This is a genomic window from Nocardioides sp. WJ219 (assembly GCF_058559815.1).
Window position 1 is genome coordinate 369,921 of record NZ_JBZUJV010000005.1, and the last position, 19,163, is coordinate 389,083.

Annotated in this window: 18 protein-coding genes; 6 read left to right on the forward strand and 12 right to left on the reverse strand. The window is 66.4% G+C overall.

The window, feature by feature from the left end:
• Positions 1-50 precede the first annotated feature (50 nt).
• The 10 genes from AC4MBH_RS14775 to AC4MBH_RS14820 all read right to left on the reverse strand — a co-directional run bounded on the left by AC4MBH_RS14775 (position 51) and on the right by AC4MBH_RS14820 (position 11,629).
• Complete coding sequence (locus AC4MBH_RS14775) at positions 51-476, reverse strand: hypothetical protein (RefSeq protein WP_491795661.1); 426 nt, start codon at positions 474-476, stop codon at positions 51-53.
• Positions 477-987: 511 nt separating this feature from the next.
• Positions 988-3,708, reverse strand: a complete 2,721-nt coding sequence (locus tag AC4MBH_RS14780) for a hypothetical protein (RefSeq protein WP_491795662.1) — start codon at positions 3,706-3,708, stop codon at positions 988-990.
• 605 nt (positions 3,709-4,313) lie between these two features.
• Positions 4,314-4,511 carry a hypothetical protein gene (locus tag AC4MBH_RS14785; RefSeq protein WP_491795663.1) on the reverse strand — a complete coding sequence of 66 codons (198 nt, stop codon included), beginning with the start codon at positions 4,509-4,511 and terminating at the stop codon, positions 4,314-4,316.
• Positions 4,512-4,561: 50 nt separating this feature from the next.
• Positions 4,562-4,741 carry a hypothetical protein gene (locus tag AC4MBH_RS14790; RefSeq protein WP_491795664.1) on the reverse strand — a complete coding sequence of 60 codons (180 nt, stop codon included), beginning with the start codon at positions 4,739-4,741 and terminating at the stop codon, positions 4,562-4,564.
• Positions 4,742-5,151: 410 nt separating this feature from the next.
• Positions 5,152-6,327: a hypothetical protein gene (locus AC4MBH_RS14795; RefSeq protein ID WP_491795665.1), complete on the reverse strand. Its 1,176-nt coding sequence runs from the start codon at positions 6,325-6,327 to the stop codon at positions 5,152-5,154.
• 1,097 nt (positions 6,328-7,424) lie between these two features.
• Positions 7,425-9,131 carry a hypothetical protein gene (locus AC4MBH_RS14800; RefSeq protein ID WP_491795666.1) on the reverse strand — a complete coding sequence of 569 codons (1,707 nt, stop codon included), beginning with the start codon at positions 9,129-9,131 and terminating at the stop codon, positions 7,425-7,427.
• Positions 9,132-9,159: 28 nt separating this feature from the next.
• Positions 9,160-9,921, reverse strand: coding sequence for an ATP-binding protein (locus AC4MBH_RS14805; RefSeq protein WP_491795667.1), 762 nt, complete (start codon positions 9,919-9,921; stop codon positions 9,160-9,162).
• Positions 9,918-10,130 (reverse strand): hypothetical protein, encoded by a 213-nt coding sequence (locus AC4MBH_RS14810; protein ID WP_491795668.1) that lies wholly within the window; start codon positions 10,128-10,130, stop codon positions 9,918-9,920. Before AC4MBH_RS14810 ends, AC4MBH_RS14805 begins: the two co-directional genes overlap by 4 nt.
• Before the next feature lie 238 nt (positions 10,131-10,368).
• Positions 10,369-11,301 carry a pseudouridine synthase gene (locus tag AC4MBH_RS14815; protein WP_491795669.1) on the reverse strand — a complete coding sequence of 311 codons (933 nt, stop codon included), beginning with the start codon at positions 11,299-11,301 and terminating at the stop codon, positions 10,369-10,371.
• A 22-nt stretch (positions 11,302-11,323) separates the two neighbouring features.
• Complete coding sequence (locus AC4MBH_RS14820) at positions 11,324-11,629, reverse strand: hypothetical protein (protein ID WP_491795670.1); 306 nt, start codon at positions 11,627-11,629, stop codon at positions 11,324-11,326.
• Between the two features lie 197 nt (positions 11,630-11,826).
• On the opposite strand from AC4MBH_RS14820, the gene AC4MBH_RS14825 reads away from it, so the two are divergent.
• A complete protein-coding gene (locus AC4MBH_RS14825) occupies positions 11,827-12,420 on the forward strand; it encodes an AMIN-like domain-containing (lipo)protein (protein ID WP_491795671.1) in 594 nt (197 codons plus the stop codon).
• Positions 12,421-12,574: 154 nt separating this feature from the next.
• On the opposite strand, the gene AC4MBH_RS14830 is transcribed toward AC4MBH_RS14825, so the two are convergent.
• Positions 12,575-13,396, reverse strand: a complete 822-nt coding sequence (locus AC4MBH_RS14830) for an MBL fold metallo-hydrolase (RefSeq protein WP_491795672.1) — start codon at positions 13,394-13,396, stop codon at positions 12,575-12,577.
• A 345-nt stretch (positions 13,397-13,741) separates the two neighbouring features.
• Between AC4MBH_RS14830 and AC4MBH_RS14835 the strand changes: the two genes are divergently transcribed.
• The 5 genes from AC4MBH_RS14835 to AC4MBH_RS14855 all read left to right on the forward strand — a co-directional run bounded on the left by AC4MBH_RS14835 (position 13,742) and on the right by AC4MBH_RS14855 (position 17,589).
• Positions 13,742-14,191: a VanZ family protein gene (locus tag AC4MBH_RS14835; protein ID WP_491795673.1), complete on the forward strand. Its 450-nt coding sequence runs from the start codon at positions 13,742-13,744 to the stop codon at positions 14,189-14,191.
• A complete protein-coding gene (locus AC4MBH_RS14840; RefSeq protein ID WP_491795674.1) occupies positions 14,188-15,366 on the forward strand; it encodes a cytochrome P450 in 1,179 nt (392 codons plus the stop codon). The genes AC4MBH_RS14835 and AC4MBH_RS14840 overlap by 4 nt, the downstream gene beginning before the upstream one ends.
• A 17-nt stretch (positions 15,367-15,383) precedes the next feature.
• Positions 15,384-15,719, forward strand: a complete 336-nt coding sequence (locus AC4MBH_RS14845) for a hypothetical protein (RefSeq protein WP_491795675.1) — start codon at positions 15,384-15,386, stop codon at positions 15,717-15,719.
• 88 nt (positions 15,720-15,807) lie between these two features.
• The gene (locus tag AC4MBH_RS14850; RefSeq protein WP_491795676.1) at positions 15,808-16,404 is read left to right on the forward strand and encodes a dihydrofolate reductase family protein; all 597 of its coding nucleotides are present in this window, start codon (positions 15,808-15,810) and stop codon (positions 16,402-16,404) included.
• 738 nt (positions 16,405-17,142) lie between these two features.
• Positions 17,143-17,589, forward strand: a complete 447-nt coding sequence (locus tag AC4MBH_RS14855; RefSeq protein ID WP_491795677.1) for a hypothetical protein — start codon at positions 17,143-17,145, stop codon at positions 17,587-17,589.
• Positions 17,590-17,621: 32 nt separating this feature from the next.
• Here the strand turns inward: AC4MBH_RS14855 and AC4MBH_RS14860 are convergent, their stop codons facing one another.
• Positions 17,622-18,920, reverse strand: coding sequence for an IS110 family RNA-guided transposase (locus AC4MBH_RS14860; RefSeq protein WP_491794885.1), 1,299 nt, complete (start codon positions 18,918-18,920; stop codon positions 17,622-17,624).
• Positions 18,921-19,163: the final 243 nt, after the last annotated feature.

Consider the following 19,163-nt stretch of genomic DNA (forward strand, 5'->3'; position numbering starts at 1 on the left):
CCGACGTCAAACGCCAGGTCGCAGCCGTCTTAGCGCGGAGAACTTCGCTCCTAAGGGTCAGGTGTGTGGAGGAACTTTTCCCAAGCGACGTTCTTGTTGAAGACGTACGCAGCAAACGAGATCGTGGCGGTGCCAACCAGGATGATGATTGGGTTCCACGCTGAGTAGTCGTACCCTTTGATATCTCGGAGGGGTGTGCTCGGTAACGCCAATGCCCATACCGCGAAGGCCAGGCACGCAGCGCAGATGTCGAAGTACGGCACCTTGAACTTCCCCGTGGGCCGCGCGTTCCTTTGTGCCCGATAGCCGAGGCCCAGGGTCATGACAAGGGTGGCCAGCACCATGATCACCAACACTGCCCATGGCCCACTGAAGTCCGCTTCGTGGAACTTCTTGCCCACGGGCGGCTTAACGTCGCCCATAGCCGCCAGGACAGCGATGTAAATGGTAATCGCCTCCGTGGGGACGTACTTCACCAATTGTGCTACGAAGTTGGAGTTCACGGAGCCGGAGGCGCTTGACGAGACGGCGCTCTTACCCGCTTCCGTGCCTTTCGCGGTTGCCTCATCCTTGCTCGAGCCGCTCTCGACTGCCGCAACGGCCGCCTCCGCGGACCTCCGCGCCACAACTTCGCTATGGCTAGCGGCCGGCGCTCCAGGCGCGAGACGTAAGGCACTATCTTGAGCGATTGACGAGATGCTCATTCTGGGTCCTTCCGTTAGAGCTGAAATCGTCATTATTCCTCGGCCGAGCGACGTTTGGAATAGTCACAACGGCCAAAACAGCACATGTGCCTGCCCTAAGCCTTCAGGCATGTGGAACGGCTCGGCGCCCGCTGTCGCCGCTTGCAGCCAGCTTTCACATACAGACGGGCGGTTCAGAGCAGTCGCCAAGCAATAGTCACCTCGCGTCTGTGCGTAGGGAACCTGCATGTGTTGGCGACAGCGCGACCCGTTCCGCATGACGACCTAGGTCCGAGGGAAGTGATCAGACGCGCCTGCGGCCGCCGATAAGCGATACGTCGCGGCCAGCGTCCTGCCGCCGTGGATCGTTCTCCATCAACTTTGTGATCGCCCGACGCGCGACGGCCTGGCCTAACAGCGTCGTCGCTTCGAACTGGTCGTCGGTGAGCCACTGGTTGAAGGTCGGAGTCTTAGGCACGTTGCGTACGTTCCAGGGCCACTTCGCGAGTCGGCGCGGACCAGCGGCGACCCTCTCCGCAGACTCTTGAGCCGACGGGTCGTCTTCGATCTCGGCGGCGAACGCCGCCTTGGCGAGAACGATGGTTCCCTCCGCGGTGGGGATGCCGTTCGGGGTGGAGTAGATGACGTGACGCACGACAGCGCAGTCCTCGGATACGTCTAGTCCGGCTAGCCGTGCGCTTGGCGTTTGACAACGCCTCAATGGGTCGGGTGTGGGGTGGCCGTCTAGTGCGCATGCCGGATGTTCTTGCGTTCCAACTGGATCGCAGATCGTCACCCCGAGATGTGCATGCGCGAGCCGCAGTGAGGAGTCAAAGGCGCTGGTGGAAAACCGAGGGTCGGCGCTTGCGTCGACGAGCAGGATTAACCCGCACCGCCGACGAAGGAGCTCCAGCAGTCCGAGGTTCTCGAGGTGCCCGCCGTCGCTGACATATATGTAACGACGCCGTCCTGGCATGAGGCCCGCTATCTCACGCAGCAGCAGGCTCGGGCGTCTCGTGCGTGCCCAGGCCGAGCGCGGGCCGCCGTTCTCAATCGGCCATGTGCCCTCAAATCGTGGGTTCGGCAGCCAAACTCCAAGGCGGCCGTTGACGAGCGCGATCGCGGTCCCGAGGGTGGGGATGCTGCTTCCCTGGCGGCCCAAGGCGGAGGCCACGGCGGCGCCTGAAATCGCGGCCGCCGACTGCAGGGTCCCGTCGGCGGCGAGTCTTGTGCCGAGGGCGCGCCGGAAGTCGCAGGTCCGCCACGAGCCGAGCTCGGGTGATCCGACGAAGTCGTGGGCAAACACGAAGGGGACGGCGCGGGTCCCGAACGGGGGGATTGAGGTGTCGACCACGTTGGCTGTCGCGCACACCAGCAGCTGCGGTCCGCCTGCCGGCGCCGCCCACGTATCGAGGTAGGTGTAGGTGTCGTAGTCCATCGGCAATGCGTCTGTGCCAGCGCGCCTCAAGGCGTAGGTCGAGGCGATCCGCGCCTTGTAGAAGGGGTGCGGGGAGTACCAGGTCTGGTCGGCGAAGAGGAAGACAACTGTGACGACGACGATTAGTCCGATCAAGCCCCTACCGTGGGCGAAAGGCCAATCGTCGGCGCTTCTCATCGTGCGGTGAACGATCGTGAGCGCGACGGTCACCCAGACGCCGGACCAGAGGGCGGCAACCAATTTGTCACTCTGATGACGGCCGGTAACTTTGACGATCAACATGGCTACGAGGGCACACATCAGCAGTCCCGGAGCCAACAGCCACGCGGGGTAGGTCGCCCCTGTAGTCGGCATGACGTAGCAGGCGCTAACCCAGCCAAACCCCGCGATAACGAGAGAAGCGGTGCGGAGCCTGTCGGACAGGCGGTCTCTGGGGGACGTCGACGGGTCGCCGGTCTGACTTGCCGACGCCTCGCCTCCTCCAGCCGGCGAGGCGCTACCGACTTTGCCTGCTGGTGCCCCGAGCTGCCAGAGCGCCCCAGAGACTATAAAGAGCACCACGACGCCCACGCACCACACCGACCACGATGTCGCCGGGTTCCTGACGAGGGTCATTGTGGCACCGATAGTTACTAGGAGGCCGCCCACGATTAGGACGTTCATCGCAATGCCTGCAACCACCGCGATAATAGTGCGCAACCGGCCGAGAGCGTCGTCACCGAGATAGCGGTGATGCGCTCGGACATAGCCCGACTCAGGAGCGCTCTCGGTGAATATCCCGGGCCCGGTCGCGGTGGCCTTGTCATTTGCCAGGCCGTGCCGGATCTGTTGCGATGCAACGCCCACGTAGCCTCCGCCCGAGACCGTGGTCAGGTACGCCGCCTTCTCCAAGGCGTACGCCGTTCCGGCAAGCGCCTGAATTGCGCCGGCCGAGAACGCTGCTGAGCGGATGCCACCGCCTGATAGACCGATCCCATATCCGCCTCCGGCAAACTGGGCGCCAGTGCCGTCGACGTACCAGTCGGCAGGAGACTTACTTGGAGTCACTTCCATCAGTCTGCTCCCGACCGCCCCTCGCGGGACCGCGGGTGAAAACCCCGGTGGCACGCTCCACGGCAGGACGAAGCGCCGGAGCCCGAGGAGAAGGGCGAGCGAAGCGACGAATGCACAGATCCCAAAGCCGATAAACTTCGCACTGGTGACCGCAGCCAGCGGGCCTGCGAGGTCGATACCTCCGTGTAACGCGACCAGTCCGTTCTCCGCGAGATCGATCAGGGCGGTCGCGGGCACGAGCCACCGGAGCCGGGACTTGAGGCTGTCGCGGATCCATCGCCGGCCTGCGCACCGGGCACCCCAGCGCCACGTCTCGCGAAACGTCCAGGTGTAGACGGCGATGAGCGCGAGGTCGCGCCACAGGAACGAGTTCAGATCGCCGCCGTCGGATGGGTCCTCGTCCACCGTCCAGCGGAACACTAGGTAAGTGATCGCGGCAAGGACCCAAAGGCCAGCGGCATTCTCGTTCCTAACCCTGTCCCCCTCATCGAGGACCGCGGCCTCCTGCTCTACTTCGCACGGTGGCTCGGTCATCGATCTGCCGCCACGGTCGTTCCCTGGCCCCAGATGCCTAACCCTCGGGGGCGTGCACGGCACTCCTCCCTGGTGCCGTTGACACCCAGCAGAACGAGCAACGTGGTCGATGTCCGGCCGCTGTCTACTGTGACGTCTCTCGAGCTCAACAGGGTCCCCTCTCGACACCGCCGGGGTCTACGCGGCATCGCCGGCGTGAGCGGAGTGTGTCGGTCCGTGTCAGCGTTGTCCATAGCCCATTCGGTGTCGGCTTAGGCTCCAGGGCACTGGGACCGGCGCTCGTGCAAGGTAAGGCGGGACGCGATGCCACGGTGAGTTCGGAGTCGCCAGAGTCAACGGCACGGGCGGCCGTGCACATGAACATTGACGCTGCCGCAAGGGCGATGGAGGTGGCCGCAGCCGGGGCGAGGCGGGCCCGGTGCGAACGGACAGCCCGACCGATCAGACGGCAAATGGTCGACGAGACTGAACCGTCCAGTTCCCCACACCCACGCCCACGCTTACGGGCTTCGCCTCGGCATGGAGGGGCGTTTTCCCTGTCCCAGAGGCGGCGGAATGTCGCACACGCAACGGGTGACTGGTCGGTCGTCCTGGGGTGTCATCTACTAAGCGAGGATGCGAACGTAGCGACCTCGAGTGTTCAGGCGCTCGATCTTGCCCTGAGCAGCAAGTTCGGTCATCGCGATCCTTCGGATTCGTGCTGCGTCCGGGTAGCCCAACCCGTAGGTCTTCTCCAACCACGGTCTGATCGACGTCATGACCTCGTCACCTGGATCCCCTAGCGACCGCAGGTAGTCGTACACGGCTGCGGTGTAGTCCATGCCTCCGGATCGAGCCGGCGTGCTCTGGTTACTCATTCTGCTTCCACCTCCAAGTCGTCTATCGCCTTAGAGAGGTTGCTAACAACGTTGGACAGAGCGAGGTAGCGGGGGTTGGCGTTGGACTTGGGCTCGCAGTAGCGCGTCCTAATCGCCCGAATGCGCTCCTGCATCACCTTGAGTTCTTGCACTGGGTCTCGGTAGTCGCCGCTCATGAAGACATCAGACATCGTCGAACGGGTCTGGTCCAGGGAGCCAATCCCGGCAGGAAGACTCACTGCAAGATCAATGCGTTCGGTGAGTGTCCCTGGGGTCAGGCGCCGACGCCCCGGGGTCGGCCCGGACGAACTAGCGCGAGCGCTCGTGAAGCTGGGAACGCGTCGCGTTGGTGCGGCAAGCTCTGCGACTGGGTTCGGAGGTGCGCCGACCATCGCCGTGACGCCTGCGCTGACGTTGCAAGCAGGCATCGTCCTCGCGGTCCCGGCTGCTTACGATCTGGTCGACAGCCCGGACCTGCGCAGGACGTCGTCCTGATCCTCGCGGCAGCACCGGCTCGCGTGGACCCACAGGGGACCTGCGGGACACCCGTACGCGGCGATACGACGCGGGTGAACGAGCGATGCGATCAGGTTTGGTCAACCACGTCGTCGACTTTGTCGTCCATCTCGGAGTCGAGGTCGGCCATGGACACAGGATGATTCCTTGCGAGCCACGCTAAGCCAGCTCGTAACGCACTCTCGGCCACATGCACCAAGTACATTGATGTCTTCTCGTCCCAGTTCAAGCCCCCTTCACGAGCCACGGCGTTGCGCGCTGCAAACAACGGTGGGTAACGAAGATGAGGCATGGCATCGATCGGAGCGACAATGTGCAGGAAGGCGCTGCATTGCCACTGGTGGCCGTTCTCGACGTGGTCGACCAGGTCGCTGAGCAACTGCTTCTGGCTCTTTGAGCGCTCGGTGTAAAGGCAGTGCGGCCCGCTCTGTCCGCAGCCGGCTCCGCAAGACAGGTAGGCGATACGACGTGCAATAGCCATCGTTTGCGATTCTTGCGGCGGCTTGTCCGCGCGGGAGAAAAGCAACTCGACGGCGATGCTCGACATCAGGACTCGCTGGTCAATGTCTTGGGTGCGAAAGCCTCGGTCGATGAGGCTCAGGGCTCTTAGCGCGCGCCGCTCGCCGTCAGCGCGAGACGCCACTTCGCTGCCGATAAGGGAGCCAAGCCACGTCATCGCGGCGTCGAGTTCGATGGCGGCGATGATGCCCTCGTCAAAGTCGAAATCAGACCATCCGCCGACGTTCTGCCAACCAGGTGCCGCTATCGGGGTCGCTCGGTCAAACAGTACGATGCTGTCGCGGCGACCAAACGCATGCTCGCCAGTGCGCCCGAAGCGATGGGTGTCGACGTTGACCCGGATGTGTGGCCGCGCGGCGAAGCGCAAGAGGGCAGTGGCACTTGACGCGATCTGTTCGACGATGGCCCGGTTTCCCTCCTGCCGAGCTCGCTTTTGGCCGTAGTTCTCGGGATGCGATGGGCGGCTCGGGACATTGCTGATTTCGAGCGCGGCGTCCTTGCCCCACTCGGCAAGCGACTGATGCACCGCTTCATGCGCTGCTCGCATCGAATCGGTGGTCGGCTCGCGACGAAGCGCGACGTCCAGTTCGGACTTGAGTGTGTGTCGGTCAACGAAGCGGGCTGCGCCGAAGGTCAGCGGACGCGCGAAGGTCATACCGGGCAGGCGAAAGAACGTGCGGGTGCTCCGGCCGACAGTGCCGTCAGCGTCGGAATGGGTGTCGGTCACATTAGGCCCAAGTTCGACGCGCGGCTGGCCGGGTCCCCCGCAACGGTGAAAGCACACGACGATGCTGGCACACGGTGAGCAAGCTCAGTTCAACGTGCTCAAGAAGATTACAACCAAGCACCACGGCATGGGGACGTCCCATGCCGTCGCTGGTGAGCGCCGTGGCCCTCGGCGCTTAGGGCTGGCTGCAAGGCTCTGCACCGACCGTCAAGTGTGACAACGGACGCGGCGGACGGACGCACCTGCTCGACTCGCGCCCGGGTCCAGGCACCGGTCTCGTTGAGTTGAGTTCCATTGCTCGAGTACTCCTCTACAAGATCGATGAGTTCGGCGTCCGATGGAGAACGACGATGGCGCGCGACGAACTGACCTTTCAGGGACGTCCGCCCACGCTCAGCTAGTTCGGCCATCATCTCAGCCCCACGGAGCCCCCACATCCCATCGAGAATCCCGATGGTCACCTTGCCCCGGGCAAAGTGCAGGTTGATGCCCTTGCGGACCCAGCCCAAGCTGAGCGCGTTCGCGCGGCTACGGTGCACCTGCACGTCCTCAACTGCGTGACCCAGGTGGTTCTCGGTTCGCGACCATAGCGCCTCCGCCGAGCTAGACCCGACCCGTAGAAGGTCTCGCGCAATCCCCGCCCGACCTCGACCGATTGGGCGCCTCAGACCGAATTGAACGCTGTGGATCCCAATCTGTTGAACACCACTGATGGGGCGCTCGAAGTTCTTCAGAATCACTTTCGACACCGCATGCTGACCGCTGACATGTGTCTCGGACGCAGCCAAGAGCCCAGCGGCGCGCGCTGCTGGGCTGAACTCGTTGTACCGCTCGGTCATACGCAGTTGGTACCCGAAGCACGACCACGATGTCGTGTGGATTTCGACCCCGGGCCCGAACCCGTTGTTGATGATGCTGCTCGCCGCCGCCGAAGTGCCGCCCAGACACGTCGACGGGGAGATCCCATATGGGCCGACCCGGAGCGTTGGCCGCGCCGATCGGGCGTAAGGCGGAGGAAACAACACCTCACTCAAGTCGCAACCCGAACGAGAAACGCCGGTGGGCGGCGGCCACGAAGGGTTTTGGGGCCAATGCGCCTACCGGGATGTGAGCGACCGATACCAACGGCGGGCCACGGGCGTGCTGCTGTGGTCGTCGTATTTGAAGCACTCAGTTAGATCCTCAGCCGCCTGCAGCACACCTTGGAGCACTGGTGGACTTAGGCTCGCCGACACAGCCGTTGAGTAGTGACTGACCCAGTTCGCAACTAGGGCGGGCACGTGCCTGGTCTCCAAGTCCGCGACCTGGCTGGCTTCGAGGATCAGACCACCAGCACGCTCCTGCAACTTAACCGCCGCCATGATTGCGTCAAGCGAGTTGCCAACCATGCGCATGTGATCCCGAATGGCGAAGTCAAAGGGAACAGGGATGTTGACCTTGCGGATGACCCTCTCCAGCGAAAACTCCAGGTACTGCCGGATGAGTGGCTCCGCCTCCTTAACTTGGCCAGCAGCAAGGAAACCATCCGCGGTTTGTCGGACTCGGTTGGCATCCTGCCCGACCGTCCAGACGGCGCCCAGTGGAGGCCAGCCCTGTAGGCGCTGATGGTGCCAGTCTGTCCCGCCTGAGAGTTTGTCGAAGTACTTTTCGAGCAGCCCGTCATGGCTGAGAAGGATGAACTGCAGACCGTCAGCACCTGGACGGTGCTGCAGGCGGAGTCGGATCTCATCCATGAGCCGCCACTGATGGCCGGCGTCGAAGCTCGACGTCACGTCGTCGAGGATCACCAACCGAGAGGCTGTCTTCTGCTGGGCAGCGGCGCTGAGGAATACGGAGATCGCCAACGCATTCCGATAACTCTCTGAAAGGAGGGCCCGTGCCGACAGACCAGCCATTCCGTGAAAGTCCTGAAGTCGCACGTCGAGTTGCTCGCCTCGATCCGATCGAGACAGCGTAGGGATGACGTCCCCCACGCCCATGATCTTGTGGAACAGCTCTCTGTACTGGTCACCCATCGCGTCCAACCGCGCCGCCGTTAGATTGGCTTCGGCCTTGCAGAGGTCCTCAGTGACTTGCCGGATGTACTTGGCCCAACTCTCGTACTTCGCGATGCGAGCTCGCGTCGCTGTCAGGTCGCTTGTGGCCTGCCAATACGCGGTCAACGCATCGCGACCCTGAGAGGCGTGCTCGATCTGAGTTGTGACCGCTACAAGGGATGGCGGCAGCTCTCGTTCGAGATCAGCACGACGACTCGATACCTCTGCACGGCGAGCGGCCAGCCGCTCCAGCAGGGTCGTGTAATGAAGTAGAGCTGTTGCAACCAACTCGGGGCTTGCATTGCCCAGTTGGACCGCGTCGGTCAACGGGCCCCATGCCGGCGCGGAAGCGGGAACGGCGAGTTCGTCGATGCTCTCGAGCCGCTTGAGCGCGCGCAGCCAGGTCAGGCGCGCGGTCAGGTTTCGAACCAGATCCTCCTGGGTCCGAACGGCCTCAAATCTGGCGACCTGCAATTGAATCGTCGGGAGTAGCGGCCTTGTGAACGCCGATTGACAGACCGCACATACGTTGGGCTCGTTCCACTCATCCGACCGGTAGAGACGGAGCGCCGCATCGTGAAGACACTTGTAGAGGTTGCCTGGCGTTGTCATCAACAACTCAGTGCGTTGCCGCAACGCTTCGGCCAGCTCTGCGGCTTGCGTTTTCGCACTCGCCAAAGACTCGGGCGCGAGGGCGTCCAGGCGAGCGCCTGCTTCGATGAGCTTCGCGAGTTCGTCGCGCTTCGCGCCACCCTCTTCGACTTTCACTGCGTCTCTGAGGGAAGTGAAGTCAAGCTCAGAAAGACGCTTCTCGCCGATGATCGGACGAAGAAGCTCGATGTTGATCCAAGGCTTGTCGAATGTCCGCGCCCCACCGCGCTACGTCTGAGGTATCGCCTGGACTTTTCCCAGTCAGATCGGTGTAAGCGCCACGAAACCGAGCGAACGCCTCGGCGGCGTTCTTTTCGTGATTCCAGGCCCGCGTTTCTAGTAGTGGTATCTCAAAGTCTGAGTTCAGGTTCCCCGTATGACTAAGCGTGCTTAGTACCTGGCGGAGTTGTGAGTACGCCGAGAGGCCAAGCAGGGAGGCAAATGAACGGCCGCGCTCAAGCGGGGTTCGGTCGATGAAGCGGGTGAACTCCTCGTAGTCCAAGAGGGTGAAGTCCTCGTTGAGGCTCCCGAGAACATGCTCTGGATCGGCGAGCCCAGAAGGGCTGTCGACCACCCTGGCACCGCTGGGTGTCCGGGTCACGCGGATTGATGACAGGTCCCCGGCTTCGTCCTTAAGTTCGATTTCAACGACTGCCGTCCTCTTCGAATGAAAGAGGTTCGAGACGTACCTGTCTGGCTCTTCGCCGGCCCGCAAGTGTCGGAGCTTGGGGACATGACCCTTGATCGCGAAGCACAGCGCCTCGAATATCGAGCTCTTCCCAGAGGCATTGGCCGCGAAGACCGAGTTGACAGAATCTGGCTTGAAACGGAGTTCTAGCGGCTGGTCCTCGTTGTTGATGCCCCTAAAGCCTTCAATCTTGACGCGCGTGAGGAAGTATCGACTCACGGTGTCAGTCCCTCGTCCAAGGCCCTGCGGACTTCTCCGCTGACCGCCGTCCGGACCGTCCTGCGGTCCGTGTCGGACATCTGCTCCAATACGTCGAACCTGAGGAATGGAGCGAGGATGGCTCCGAACATCGGATCCTGCTCGAGCAGGTACGCCTCAAGCGTTGCCTCATGGTCGTTCTTGGACGCTGCAGGGTCGAACTCGACCATGGTTCCCACTCTCCCAAGTGACGGATAGCTTCCGCCATCCGAATGACCGGCCGGCCAGGTCGTTGACGGTTGTCTTGCCCAGTGGTTCGCCGCCGGCCCGAGCCGCGGCATCCCAGTCGATCAATCAAGCCTAGTCACGGTTAGCGATTTGAGTCGGGATCTCTTCGCGTGGCGTCTGGCCAGGTGACCGTGCGTCTATCTGGGCGGAAAGACCCACCCCGCCCTCACCACTCGCAGATCAACCAGACACCACCTCCGCACCCAACGGCAACCGCCGCCGGCTCACGTGGTGGTACGCGGTCCCGTCGACCGGGTCGTCGTACTCGAGCTCGGCCGCCAGCAGCTGCAACGGCTCGGAGAAGTCGTCGATCGAGACCTGCCGGTCGACGGGGTAGAGCGGGTCGTCGACGATCGGCGCGCCGAGGCCGTGCAGGTGGAGCCGCAGCTGGTGGGTGCGGCCGGTGCGTGGGGTGAGCCGGTAGACCGCGAGGTCGCCGCGGCGCTCCTCGAGCTCGACCAGCGTCTCGGCGTTGACCGGGGCGCCCGGCACGACCTCGGCGCGTCCGGTGCGTGGGATGGCCCGGATGTGGTCGCGCACGGTGACCGGCTGCTCGAGGTCGGCCCGCCACGGCGCCAGGGCGCGGTAGGTCTTGCGTACCGTGCCGGCCGCGAACATCGACTGGTAGGCGCCGCGCCAGGGCCGCTCGACCACGCAGAGGACCAGGCCCGACGTCACCCGGTCGAGGCGGTGCATGGGCGTCAGGTCGGGCAGCCCGAGCGCGTCGCGCAACCGCACCACCAGGCTCTGCACCACGTGGTTGCCCCTCGGCACCGTGGACAGGAACGCCGGCTTGTCCACCACCACGACCCGCTCGTCGCGGTGCACGACGACCAGGTCGCCGGGCACGGCGGGCTCCTCGCGCAGGTCGCGGTGGAACCAGACGAACGTCGTCGCGCGGTAGCGGTCGCCCTCGCCGACCGGCTGCCCGTCGGCGTAGACGAACCGGCCGCGGGCGAGGAACCCCGCGACGTCGACGCGGGCGTCGACGTGGTGGTGCAGCCACTCCCCCATGGTCGACCAGGGCGCCGGTGTCGCCGGGTCGCGGTGCGGCGTGCAGACCCAGGCCGCGCTCAGCCCGTGCCGCAGCGGCAAGGGGGATCGGGGCGGCACGGCCCGATGCTACGGAGCCGCGTCAGCCGCGCTGCTCGCGGCGCTCGTGCAGCCGCTGCTGGGCGTCGGGCAGGTAGGCCAGGCAGGGCGCCTCGGCCCCGCGGTGCTGCTCGTGCAGGTGGAAGACCCAGCGGTCCATCGCGGCCAGGAAGCCGTTGTCGTCGCCCGGTCGGTACGCCGACCACGCCCGGTCGCCCTTCGCCGTGCAGGTGGTGCAGCTGATCTTGTAGACGAACTGCTGCTTCTCGTCGACCTCGATGCGCACCTGCGCCAGCGGTCCCGCCTCCGCGGCCGCCTTGCGCTCGCGCGCCGATCGGCTCGCCACCATGTCGTGCCCCTGTCGTCGACGTCCCGCCGACCCTACGGCCCGACGCCGAGCCCCTCGACCCCGCGGCCGAGGCGGGTGCGGCAGCGGGCCCGCCTTCTCGTCCGCTGGGAGGACCGTCGTGCCAACCGACGGCCCGGCTCGGGCGTCGCACCCACATAAGGACCCGCGCCTTCCTGACCACCGCGATCGCGGCCACCGTGCTCAACGCGTGCGGTGACACCGGCGACACCGGCGACACCGGCGACACCGGCGACACCGGCGAGGCTTCCGAGGCCGCGAGCCAGGGCACCGAGCCGGCTCCGACGTCCATGGTCGATCCGACGCCGACACCACAGGTCGAGACGGGGAACGACCGCAACGGCACTCGGCGCAAGACCAACCCGTCCGGCCCCTACGACCTGGTGCCCCGACACCTCCGGGTCGAGGAACGCGCGGCCGGCGACCGGGTGGTGCTCACGTTCGGAGGCCGAGGGACGGCCGGGTGGACCGCGACGTACGTCGAGCAGGCCGTGCTGGACGGCAGCGGTCGGGTCGTCGACCTCGACGGCGCCACCCTGTTGGAGATCGCGGTGTTCGGGACGCCGACCCGGCCGTCGGACCGCATCCGCCGGGTGCCCGCCACGGTCGGGGGTGAGGTCGCCGACGTGTTCGTGGGTGCGGCGTGGGAGGGCGCCACCCCGGTCTTCCTCGGGCTCGAGGGCGGCCGCCTGCCGTACCGGATCTCGACGCTCGGCTCGCCGTCGCGGCTGGTCGTCGACCTCGGCAACCGAACCTCACCGCGCCGGGAGTGATGCGTTGCCCGCTCCGCCGCGTTCGTCGATGCTGCCGGCCAGACGCGCCCACGCTCACGTCAACGCTCGGTGGGCTCACGTCGGTGCGCTGTCTGCCATGCCGCCCGTTGGGCTCCGAGCGTGGCTCGAACTGCTGGTCCACGGGCTCGAGACGTCACCGCGTCGGACGAGCGGCAACGCTACGTGCTTGGCCTTCGTGGATGTCGCTCACCCATTCCCAGCCGGGCTCGGCACTGTCTCCGATCCGCGGGTCGTCCGGGAGCCGGCCGTCACGCAGGGCGTGCAGGTAGGCGCGGTCCAGCTCGATCCGGGCGAGCACCTGGTCGCCGCGGCCGATGGACCCGTGGCCGGGCACGACGACGCTGACGCGCTGGGCGGCGTCCTGCACCACGCGCAGGCCGATGAGGTACTCCTCGACCGGATCGTTCGACTCATCGAAGTCGTCGAGCATGGGGACGAACACGTCCGAGAGCATGTCTCCCGCGACGAGCACCTCACTGTCCTCGACGACCAGCGCGGCGTGCCCCGGCGAGTGCGCCGGGTGCTCCACGATCGATACCCGCGGGCCGTCCCAGGGGATCTCCGTGCAGTCGAGCGCCACACCGGTGATGAGGCCGTACCAGTCCAGTGGCACGTCGTCGGCGATCTGCGGTGGCAGGGCATCAGCGGCGCGGGCCGCCCAGTCGTCACGCAGCCGCACGTCGCGGGCGGCAGCAGCACAGCGTGAGGTGCCGTAGCGGGGCACATCGCCGAGCGCCTCGTGCCAGAGCACGTGGTCCCAGTCCGGGTGCGTGGCGAAGCCTGCCGCCACACGCGCTCCCCTGACCCGCAGGTCGCTCGCGAGACAGCGCATCTCGGCATTCGTGGTGCCGGGGTCGACCAGCAGCACACCGTCTCGACCCTCGACGACGACCGTGTTGTTGCGCAGCAGCTCGCTCTGGTGGACCAGCACCCCCTCCGCGACCTCGATCAGCACCGGCGAGTCACGGCCTTCACAGTTGAGCTGTCCATGGCACTGAGACCCGGGCTCTCGACCAGACTCATCGGTGTGACTCATGGGGCGCCCGGGGACCGTCCCGGTGATCGCCCACGGGGCGCGGGCGCGTGGCCCTGTCTGCTACGACCCGCAAGCGGCGCTAGCGATCTCCTCGCGTGCGCCTCGAGTCCCACTCGTCCGTGCCGCGCTGCGGGCGTTGCAACGGTGTGGCCGATGTCGCGCGTGCGCCGCCCCGTGGATGCCCGGTAGACGCGGCACCCAGGTACCGACCCGCGGCACCCGGGACCGATGGGCCGTACCGCCCAGGCTCCTAGCGTCGACGACATGCACCGCCCCGTCGCGCTGGTCCTGGTCGCGCTCTACTCGCTGCTCGTCGTGCACCTCACCCTGACCGCTCCCTCGCAGGGCAGCTGGGCGTTCGACCTGGCCGACCGGATCGCGACGCGCGCCTCCGGCGGCCGCCTGACCTGGACCGAGACCGAGGTGCTGGCCAACGTCGCGCTCTTCGTGCCCTTCGGCTTCCTGCTCACGGTCGCGCTCGGTCGGGTCTGGCCCGCGGTGACGCTGTGCCTCATCGCCTCCTCGATGGTCGAGTGGGCCCAGCTCCGGGTCGTGACGAGCCGGGTGCCGACGATCGACGACGTCGTGCACAACACGACGGGCGGGTTGGTCGGCGCACTCCTTGCCGGCCTGCTGCTCGCAGCGGCGTCGCCCAGAGGACGTGCACACCGGACCAGCGACCGGCACGATGTCGTCATGGAGCCGTTGCGGTGACCCGCTTGGACCTCTCCGACCCCGCGTTCGACGTGACGTCGCCGGCGGTGCACGCGGCCCGGGAGGAGCAGTGGTACGTCGAGACCACCTACGGCTGGGCGGTCCTGCGCCACGCCGAGGCGTCGGCGGTCCTGCGGGACCGGCGCTTCCGCCAGGGCAACGCGCGGTGGCCGGCACAGAACGGCATCCACTCCGGGCTGTTCTCCGACTGGTGGGGCGAGACCCTGCTCAGCCTCGAGGGCGACGACCACGCCCGGATCCGTCGGCTCCTGGTCCCGGCGTTCCGCAACCGGACGATCGCCGCCTTGCGACCACGGTTCACGGCCCTGGCCCACGAGCTCGTCGACGCCTTCGCCCCGCGCGGGTCGGTCGAATTGATCAGCGAGTTCGCCGAGCCCTACAGCGCCCGCATCATCTGCGTCCTCCTCGGCCTCGACGAGGCCGACTGGCACCAGGTCGCGCGCTGGGCCGACGACCTCGGGGCGTCGTTCTCGATCGACGTCGGCAACCAGGTGCCCCGCATCGAGGCGGCGATCACCGGCCTGTCCGGCTACCTCGACAAGGTGGTCGCCGACCGCCGGCGCGCGCCGCGCGACGACCTCGTCTCGACCCTGGTGGCCGCCGACCAGCTCAACGACCGCGAGCTGAGCGTCGCGCTGGTCTTCCTCGCCTTCGCCGGCATGGAGACGACCCGCAACCAGATCGGGCTCGCGCTGCAGACCCTGCTGCGCCACCCCGACCAGTGGCGACTGCTGGGCGAGCGGCCCGAGCTCGGCGCCAGCGCCGTGGAGGAGGTCATGCGGGTCAACCCGACCGTCACCTGGGTCACCCGCGAGGCCCTCGAGGACGTCGACCTCCACGGCCTCCACGTGCCGCGCGGCGGCATCGTCCAGGTGCTCTCGCACGCGGCCGGCACCGACCCGCGGTCCGCACCCGACCCGGGGTTCGACATCACCCAGCAGCGGCCGCCGCACCTCGGCTTCGGCGCCGGCATCCACCACTGCCTCGGGCACTTCGTCGCCCGCACCGACATGGCGGTGGCCCTGCCGCTGCTCGCCGCCCGCCTGCCCGACCTGCGACCCGACGGACCGGGGCAGTGGCTGCCGGTCTCGGGCAACACCGGTGCGCTCAGGTTCCCACTGGTGTTCACACCCCAGGCGGTGCCCGCCGGCTGAGGCTGTCGGGAACAGTCGTGGCGGTCGTGCTCAGCACCTACGTGTTGCTGTACCTCATGCATGCCGCCTTCCTGTTCGCGTTTGCTGCCGAGGGCTCGCTGCCACCTCGGTGGCGCATCCCCGAGGTACCCGCCGGGGCGCGCGTCGTCAGCGAGACGAAGGAGTGCGGCTCGGGTGGGTGCTGGCGTCAGCTGGTCGTCCGGCCAGAGGTTGGTCAGACGCCCCGTGACCTGGCCAACGAGCTCGGCCCCACCGAGAGCGGACGCCAAGGCTGGCGGTGGTACGACCCGCACTCGGTGCAGATCGGCGTCCTGGTCGTCGATGGTGACGTCCATGTGACCGTGGGCTACTAGGCCGCGCTCCACGAGCCCGGCCCAGCCCGCCGATAGACCCTCACCTGCCGAAGGTCGGGCGCACGGTCAGCTGGTCACGGTTGTTCCGATGAGAACTCGCCGCGAGAGCAGTCAGAGGCTCGTCCACCACGATCGGAGAAGCGCTGTGCGAGATGTCGTGCTCTACACCCTGCTGTCCTTGGACGGGGTCGCAGAAGAACCAGGCAACTGGATGTTCGAGGCCGACGACGACATCTTCAGCAACCTGGCCCGGGTCATCGCGCCTCAGACCGACGTCGTCCTCGGACGCGGAACCTACGACTACTGGGCCGACTACTGGCCGGGATCAGACGTCCAGCCCTTCGCGGACTTCATCAACCACCGGCCAAAGCACGTGTTCACCTCCACACCGCTCGCAGCACCTTGGTCCGAGACCGTGGTGGTGAGGGAACCGCTGATCCCCTATGTCCACAGGCTCTCCGAGAGCGTGGGCGGCGACATCGGCGTCCACGGCAGCATCGAGCTCGCCCGAGCCCTCCTCGCAGCTGACCTCGTCACCCGTCTCGAGCTCGTCGTGGTCCCCACCCTCGCCGGCTCCGGGCGGCGTCTCTTGACCGACGCCACCGCCCTGCGACGCCTCGAGCTCACCGACGTCAGCCGTTCAGCGAGCGGATGCGTCCTGATGAGCTACCGCCGCCTGGCCTGAGCCCTCCCTCGGCACAACCGGCTCGACGCACCACGAAGACCACTCCCTGACAGAACCGACTGCGTAGGCGTCACCTCGAGCGCGCCGACCACGTCGACAGCGTCAGATCGGACGACCTCCCGCAAGGGCACTCGTCGACGCCGGCTACCTGTCACTGAGCGAGCTCCCGGCAGCCCTGCACCAACTCGCTGGAATCCGCGGAGTCGGACCCGCCGCACTCCGACGCCTCGCTGACGCTCGAGGCTGACTCCGCCCGAGCATGGCGCACTGCGGGCTCCGCCAGACCATGCCGCCGGGAGGCGTCAACTCTCGTCGCTCATGCCAGGTTCGTCGAAGATCAGCGTGAGCGTTGACTCGTAGGCGGTCCTAGTTGCGGTACCTGACCGAGGCGTCCGGGCTTGACCCTCGGGCCACGCCTCCACAGTTCGATACCGGAATCCGTCCTGCTCGGCATGCTCGAACTCGAAGGTGACTTTCTGTCCCGCCATCAAGGTGGCGAGACCGTCAACTAGAACCGAAGAGAAGTGCGTCCAGCAGCCACCAGGGGTTAGCGGTGAGTCGATGACCCCCCAGCCCTCGTCGTCATGCCACGTACGGACCACGCCAGACGCACTCATGCAGTGAGCATGCCCTGCCGGCGCCGAGGCGACTCGAGACCTCCGCTCATCTGCCGCGATGAGTGCGCGATCCTGCCGGGAGTCGGGCGGTTGAACGGAACGGCGTAGGTACGGTCTGAGCATGACCACTGCGTGGGGCGAGCCTCAGCACCATGCGGTGGGTGGGCTGACCGAAGCAGGCTTCGATGTGGATTCCGGTTTGCTACTGGTCGTGAGCCACCAAGGACGTGGCGTCTACGACCCGAGGACCGGTCAGAGACTGGCGCGTGACTCGGACGAGACGTTCGACTGGTTCGACCAACGCACCTTGCTTGTCGAGGGCGTCGGCCCCCTGGCGGGGCGGGACGTGAGGGTGACTGGGCTCGCTGGCGGCGAACCACTCACGCACACCACGAGCGACGGATGGTCTGTGCGCCCCACTGATGACGGGTTCTCCCTGAATGGGCCTGACGACCGCGTGCTGCTCCTTGGCGAGTGCGATGAAGCCCGTGCCTGGGGCTTCTCGCCGGATGGGTGCTCGGTCGTTCTCGCAACTTCGTCCACACTCACAACGCTGTCCCGGCTGTAGCGGACTCCGCCCGACCATGGCTCCCTTCTGTGTCAAGGGACGCGTTGTAGGGCCTGGTTCCTGAGCTCTTCCGGTTGCGCAGCAGGCGGTTGTAGCGTCGGTTCTGCGGGTCCGTGGAGTGGCTTATCCGAAGTGCCGATGTGCGGGGTCAGGTCGGTCGCGCTGGATTCTTGAGTCGCCCCGCAGTGCCCTCCCGGGCCCGCGCCATCCGCTGGCCCGTCGGCCTCTTTGGACCCAGCTTGGTCATCGACATGGTCCGTGGCAGCAGCCGGCTCGGCGTCGCGTCGGGCGTCGGCGAGCAGTTGGCGGTAGATGGCGTCGCTGATGCGGCGCTTGAGGCATCGCAGTGCTTCGAGTGGGGTCTTGCCGGCGGCGAGCTTGCGTCGGTAGTAGTCCCGGCCGGGGGTGTCGTTGCGGATCTGCACGACCGCAGCGAGGTAGATGACGTGGTTCATCCGCCGGTTCCCGGCCCGTGAGAGTCGGTGGCGGATCTGCTCACCGGAGGAGGCGTCGAGTGGTGCGGTGCCAGTCCACGACGCGAACCGGTTCCTGTCAGCGAACCGCCTCACGTCGCCGACGTCGGCCAGGATCCGGGCTGCACCTGCCGGGCCGATGCCGTACAGGTCGAGCAGGCTCGAGCCGCGTTCGCGCACTGCGGCGGCTTGGTCGGCTTTCATGGCCTTGAGCCGCCGGTCGAGGCGAACCAGGTCATCGATCAGCTCGACGACCATCCGCCGGCGGGTCTTGCTGGCGATGTCGCGCGGACGCACGGTCGCCAGGATCGCCTTGGCCTGCTGGGCGGAGAGGTCCTTCTTCTTCGTTCCCGGCACCAGCTCGGCCAGCAGCCGGTGGATCCGGTTGACCGTCTGGACCCGTTGACGCGACAGCTCGTCGCGGCGGTCGCATAACATTCGGATCGCCTCGAGCTCACCGTCCTCGCATAGTTCCCGCAGCCCGTCGCGGTGCTCAGAGCTGACCGCGACCATCGCGATCGAATGAGCGTCCAGGGCGTCGGTCTTGCGGTTGTGACCGGTGTCGAACAACCGGACCCGAGCCGCCAGCTTGGCCGGCACATCGACCACCCGCTCGCCAGCAGCAAGCAGCCGCTGCGCCACCGACCGGCCCGCCCCATTCGCGCCCTCGACCGCCCACACCCGCCGCGCCCGGTCGGACTCGAGACGATTGACGTAACCCCACATCGCGGCGAACCCCGCCTTGTCGGTGGCGAACCGACCCTCGCCGAGCTTGACCCCGACCGTATTGACGACCTCGATCGTGGCCGACAACTTGTGCGGATCGACCCCGATAACCACCTGCTGCTTGCTGCTCAACACCCACCTCCCGAAACGGACCGCGCCCCGAAACGGGGCCTGAGGACGGTCGGGTGGGCAGCGCTACTACGAGCAGAGCAGTCCCTTCTCGAGCCACACCAGACCACGGTGACCAGCCGGTCGCAGACCATGGAAGAGCCACACCAACACCCGGTGGGCAGCCGCACAGAGAGCCACCCAGCCAGTCACCTAGACCGCAGTCTGGCCAGACCCCGATCCTGCAGTCGAGTCTCTAGTAGCCGC

Bases quoted from the DNA above. Each gene is read 5' to 3' on its own strand.
- AC4MBH_RS14835 (WP_491795673.1), top strand. From the start codon at position 13,742: ATGCACCGCCCCGTCGCGCTGGTCCTGGTCGCGCTCTACTCGCTGCTC.
- AC4MBH_RS14780 (WP_491795662.1), bottom strand. From the start codon at position 3,708: ATGACCGAGCCACCGTGCGAAGTAGAGCAGGAGGCCGCGGTCCTCGAT.
- AC4MBH_RS14790 (WP_491795664.1), bottom strand. From the start codon at position 4,741: ATGAGCGGCGACTACCGAGACCCAGTGCAAGAACTCAAGGTGATGCAG.
- AC4MBH_RS14850 (WP_491795676.1), top strand. From the start codon at position 15,808: ATGAGAACTCGCCGCGAGAGCAGTCAGAGGCTCGTCCACCACGATCGG.
- AC4MBH_RS14855 (WP_491795677.1), top strand. From the start codon at position 17,143: ATGACCACTGCGTGGGGCGAGCCTCAGCACCATGCGGTGGGTGGGCTG.
- AC4MBH_RS14820 (WP_491795670.1), bottom strand. From the start codon at position 11,629: ATGGTGGCGAGCCGATCGGCGCGCGAGCGCAAGGCGGCCGCGGAGGCG.
- AC4MBH_RS14810 (WP_491795668.1), bottom strand. From the start codon at position 10,130: ATGGTCGAGTTCGACCCTGCAGCGTCCAAGAACGACCATGAGGCAACG.